8 protein-coding genes are annotated in these 3,764 nt (G+C 42.3%); 2 read left to right on the plus strand and 6 right to left on the minus strand.

Translation table 11 applies throughout. The features are described from left to right. Nucleotides 1–26 precede the first annotated feature (26 nt). The 4 genes from BFC17_RS03740 to BFC17_RS03755 form a co-directional block, all read right to left on the minus strand. Complete coding sequence (locus tag BFC17_RS03740; protein ID WP_070174551.1) at nucleotides 27–323, minus strand: HigA family addiction module antitoxin; 297 nt, start codon at nucleotides 321–323, stop codon at nucleotides 27–29. After that, nucleotides 323–601, minus strand: coding sequence for a type II toxin-antitoxin system RelE/ParE family toxin (locus BFC17_RS03745; protein WP_020745301.1), 279 nt, complete (start codon nucleotides 599–601; stop codon nucleotides 323–325). Before BFC17_RS03745 ends, BFC17_RS03740 begins: the two co-directional genes overlap by 1 nt. A gap of 182 nt (nucleotides 602–783) precedes the next feature. Next, nucleotides 784–1,323: a phosphoribosyltransferase gene (locus tag BFC17_RS03750; RefSeq protein WP_229681123.1), complete on the minus strand. Its 540-nt coding sequence runs from the start codon at nucleotides 1,321–1,323 to the stop codon at nucleotides 784–786. Between the two features lie 622 nt (nucleotides 1,324–1,945). Next, nucleotides 1,946–2,347, minus strand: a complete 402-nt coding sequence (locus tag BFC17_RS03755; protein ID WP_070175131.1) for a hypothetical protein — start codon at nucleotides 2,345–2,347, stop codon at nucleotides 1,946–1,948. A gap of 173 nt (nucleotides 2,348–2,520) precedes the next feature. Here BFC17_RS03755 and BFC17_RS03760 point away from each other — a divergent pair, with 173 nt between their 5' ends. Then, the gene (locus BFC17_RS03760) at nucleotides 2,521–2,742 is read left to right on the plus strand and encodes a TA system antitoxin ParD family protein (RefSeq protein ID WP_070175132.1); all 222 of its coding nucleotides are present in this window, start codon (nucleotides 2,521–2,523) and stop codon (nucleotides 2,740–2,742) included. Further along, a complete protein-coding gene (locus BFC17_RS03765) occupies nucleotides 2,735–3,025 on the plus strand; it encodes a type II toxin-antitoxin system RelE/ParE family toxin (protein ID WP_070175133.1) in 291 nt (96 codons plus the stop codon). Before BFC17_RS03760 ends, BFC17_RS03765 begins: the two co-directional genes overlap by 8 nt. A gap of 106 nt (nucleotides 3,026–3,131) precedes the next feature. On the opposite strand, the gene BFC17_RS03770 is transcribed toward BFC17_RS03765, so the two are convergent. Next, nucleotides 3,132–3,428 carry a HigA family addiction module antitoxin gene (locus BFC17_RS03770; RefSeq protein WP_070174551.1) on the minus strand — a complete coding sequence of 99 codons (297 nt, stop codon included), beginning with the start codon at nucleotides 3,426–3,428 and terminating at the stop codon, nucleotides 3,132–3,134. Further along, nucleotides 3,428–3,706 (minus strand): type II toxin-antitoxin system RelE/ParE family toxin, encoded by a 279-nt coding sequence (locus BFC17_RS03775; RefSeq protein WP_020745301.1) that lies wholly within the window; start codon nucleotides 3,704–3,706, stop codon nucleotides 3,428–3,430. Before BFC17_RS03775 ends, BFC17_RS03770 begins: the two co-directional genes overlap by 1 nt. Nucleotides 3,707–3,764 lie beyond the last annotated feature (58 nt).

A 3,764-nucleotide genomic window follows, 5' to 3' on the forward strand; every position in this document is an offset into this window, starting at 1 on the left:
CCAACATTCGATTGTTATACGCGTCTTTATACCGTAGCCAGATTATAAGGTGAGACATGTAAAGAACTTTGATGTTGTCGAGTCTGCCATAAATCAAAAGCATTCTGCAAACGTAGCCAATGAGCAGCTGAAGGCTTACCAAAAGCCAGCTCTAGACGAAGAGCCATCTCTGGCGTGATGGCTCCTTTACCATTAAGAACTTTCGACAAGGTTTTGCGGCTAATATCTAAATGCTGAGCTACATCAGTGATAGTGAGTTCTAGAGCATCAATAACAAGAACTTTGAGTATCTCACCTGGATGTGCTGGGTTATGCATATTCATTAGTGATAATCCTCGTAGTTAACGATTTCAACATCTCGTCCAACAAAGCGGTATGTAACTCTCCAGTTACCACTCACTCGGACAGACCAAATATCATTTCTGTTACCTTTGAGTTTATGCATATAAAGGCCGGGTAAATCCATGTCGTCAGGCGTTTCTGCTTGATCGAGATTAGACAGAATAAGACGAAGTTTATTTTCATGCTTCTTCTGAATTCCCGATGTGGTTCCTTTAGCGTAAAACTTCTGAAGGCCTTTATGTATAAAACTCTTAATCATCCGGCCATTGTAACCTCATAGGTTACAACTTGCTAGTGGAATTTTCAGCGCGTATAACGACGTGCTAAGCCGGCCGAACCGAAAGTGTAGCACAGCGCGTACAATGGCGAAGCCATGCGCTGTGTGGAACGTAGGTGAAGGTTCGGCTTGAGCACCTTGTTAGGTGAGGGCCACTATAGTAGCTAATTGCTCTTTACCTTGGAGATATAAGGAAGGTTTCTCATTTTATCTTTCCAGGGTAGGCCGTACCCCATTAGAAGTTCATCATTGTCCATTTCAAAACCGTAGTACTCTCTTGCACCGATCGCAACGCGGCTGGGTTTAACGAACAGAGTAGCGACAGAAATGGATTTTGCATCATAATTCATTGCAATATGCTGAACCAAGCGTTTCATAGTGCCACCGGATTCCACAGCGTCATCCACTAGGATCACATCCTTGTTCGATAAATCGATATTTTGGTGAAATACAATCTCAGAGTTATTCTGCCGATCTCCCGGCGTGTGAGGACACGAAATATAGTCCATATATATATCGAATTTAAGTTGACGGACTAGATCAGCAGTAAAGAGTATTCCGCCGGGTACGACCGTGATGATCACTGCCTCTTCGTAAAGCCCGTTTAATTTCTGAGATACTTTACGAACTCCCTCCGATATATTTTCTTCCGTCAGTACAACATTTTCCACTCTAGAATTACCCACTTGACTTTGTTCCCACACCTAACGCCCTGCTTAGGGGCGGAAACACATGGGCTAAAATTAGGAGCGAAGCGACACAGCCCATGTGTTTGTGTCCCAGCGAGCCTGCGAGCGACTACAGCAGTTTGTTATGCCTTGCGCTAAATTTGATACGACACATAAATGCATAGAATGCCAAAAATTAATAATGCCGCCGGAGCCAAAATTACATAGCCCCAGTGTTTTATTAACACTTTATTACCCAAGATTGATAGCTTTAATTTGTCATTTATATCAAAGAGCATTGTAAGTATGCTGGTGTCGCAAACATAACTTGTTGGTCCAGAAGACGGATGATCGAAGCTGAGCTTCAAAACCTTCGCTCTACTTGAACGAGTTTCAGTACTCGCATTACGAAAGATTTTGTCTACAACAACCGCACTTACCGTTCTTGCACGATACATAAATTGAATTCTATATAACAGCAAAATAGCTGAACCAACTAATAGAGATATTCCGATAGTTAAGCAATAAATCTTCATAATCTAATCATGGGCATAACACCCGCATAAAGGGCGCTAACACATGGGCTAAAATTAGGAACGAAGTGACGCAGCCCATGTGTTAGCGTCCCAGCGTGCTTGCGAGCGATTTAATGCGTTTGTTATACCTGTGTTTGTACCACCTTGGAACCGCTCTTTATAAATGAACTTAAATTACGGTTAACACAAGAATTTGAAAAAACACTGAAATCATAAGGTACTCTAGAAACCTCGTAGTACGATTGAACCGAACCATTTTCAATAAAGACTAATAGAGTAACGCCATCGTTGACCCATACTGACGTCAAGGATTCTAACTGCCATTGAAAGCCTAGCAATTCTTGGGCAGCCTCGTCAGTTGAATAAGGGCCGAGGAAGCAAACTTTTTCCCAGTTGCCGTCAACATACTCGACTAGCTTTATCGGCTCTTCAGCGTAATCAAAATCTAAGCGCGGTGCTTCTGACTCACTCAAAGAGCAACCGTTTAAACCCAGAATTAAAACCGCTAAAAACAAATATTTCATGAGAAGGTATAACGCCCGGATAAGGGGCAAAAGCGTGGTGCGAGAATAGCGAAGCCGCACCACGTTTTTGTCCCAGTGACCGCAGGGAACGAATTAATGCGTTTGTTATACGCAATTTGCCACATATGTAGCGGATTGCTACAATGCAATGGCGAACCAATAGGAGACATATTATGGCAACCGCAAGCGTAAGACTAGACCAGGATCTAGTTGAAAAGGCGACCATTATGGGCAAAGCACTAAACCGAACTATGCCAAAACAGATTGAGCATTGGGCAAAGATTGGTGAAATGATGGAAGATAACCCTGATTTGCCGTACGAATTCGTGAAACAGGCAATTATTGCCAAAGCTGAAAAAGAGGCCGGAAAATTGGAGCCTTACGATTTTGGCTAAGATTACCAGTGTTTTACAGACAGCTAATTTTAAGAGAGCAGTAAAGAAGTTACATCAGAATCAGAAAAAAGATTTGGATAAGGCCGTAAAGGAATTAATGGACGATCCTCTTCTAGGAAAGCAGAAAAAAGGCGACCTGGCCTTTCTTCGCGTGTACAAGTTCAAGATGGTCAAGCAGTTAACTTTACTTGGTTACAGCTACGAGGATGGCACTGTAATACTCGAATTAATTGCACTTGGCTCTCATGAAAATTTTTATCGCGATGTTAAAAAGTTATTCTGACCCAATTGCGTATAACGCCCTAATTTGGCGGCACAAACGCGTGGGCTATACTGCGAAGCAGAGCCCGCGTGTTTGTGTCCCCAACATTCGATTGTTATACGCGTCTTTATACCGTAGCCAGATTATAAGGTGAGACATGTAAAGAACTTTGATGTTGTCGAGTCTGCCATAAATCAAAAGCATTCTGCAAACGTAGCCAATGAGCAGCTGAAGGCTTACCAAAAGCCAGCTCTAGACGAAGAGCCATCTCTGGCGTGATGGCTCCTTTACCATTAAGAACTTTCGACAAGGTTTTGCGGCTAATATCTAAATGCTGAGCTACATCAGTGATAGTGAGTTCTAGAGCATCAATAACAAGAACTTTGAGTATCTCACCTGGATGTGCTGGGTTATGCATATTCATTAGTGATAATCCTCGTAGTTAACGATTTCAACATCTCGTCCAACAAAGCGGTATGTAACTCTCCAGTTACCACTCACTCGGACAGACCAAATATCATTTCTGTTACCTTTGAGTTTATGCATATAAAGGCCGGGTAAATCCATGTCGTCAGGCGTTTCTGCTTGATCGAGATTAGACAGAATAAGACGAAGTTTATTTTCATGCTTCTTCTGAATTCCCGATGTGGTTCCTTTAGCGTAAAACTTCTGAAGGCCTTTATGTATAAAACTCTTAATCATCCGGCCATTGTAACCTCATAGGTTACAACTTGCTAGTGGAATTTTCAGCGCGTATAAC

It is taken from the genome of Marisediminitalea lipolytica (assembly GCF_001758465.1).
GTDB lineage: Bacteria > Pseudomonadota > Gammaproteobacteria > Enterobacterales > Alteromonadaceae > Alteromonas > Alteromonas lipolytica.

What these genes read in the sequence shown, in the direction of transcription:
- BFC17_RS03740 (WP_070174551.1), bottom strand. Translation starts at nt 323, where the DNA reads ATGAATATGCATAACCCAGCACATCCAGGTGAGATACTCAAAGTTCTT.
- BFC17_RS03775 (WP_020745301.1), bottom strand. Translation starts at nt 3,706, where the DNA reads ATGATTAAGAGTTTTATACATAAAGGCCTTCAGAAGTTTTACGCTAAA.
- BFC17_RS03770 (WP_070174551.1), bottom strand. Translation starts at nt 3,428, where the DNA reads ATGAATATGCATAACCCAGCACATCCAGGTGAGATACTCAAAGTTCTT.
- BFC17_RS03755 (WP_070175131.1), bottom strand. Translation starts at nt 2,347, where the DNA reads ATGAAATATTTGTTTTTAGCGGTTTTAATTCTGGGTTTAAACGGTTGC.
- BFC17_RS03760 (WP_070175132.1), top strand. Translation starts at nt 2,521, where the DNA reads ATGGCAACCGCAAGCGTAAGACTAGACCAGGATCTAGTTGAAAAGGCG.
- BFC17_RS03745 (WP_020745301.1), bottom strand. Translation starts at nt 601, where the DNA reads ATGATTAAGAGTTTTATACATAAAGGCCTTCAGAAGTTTTACGCTAAA.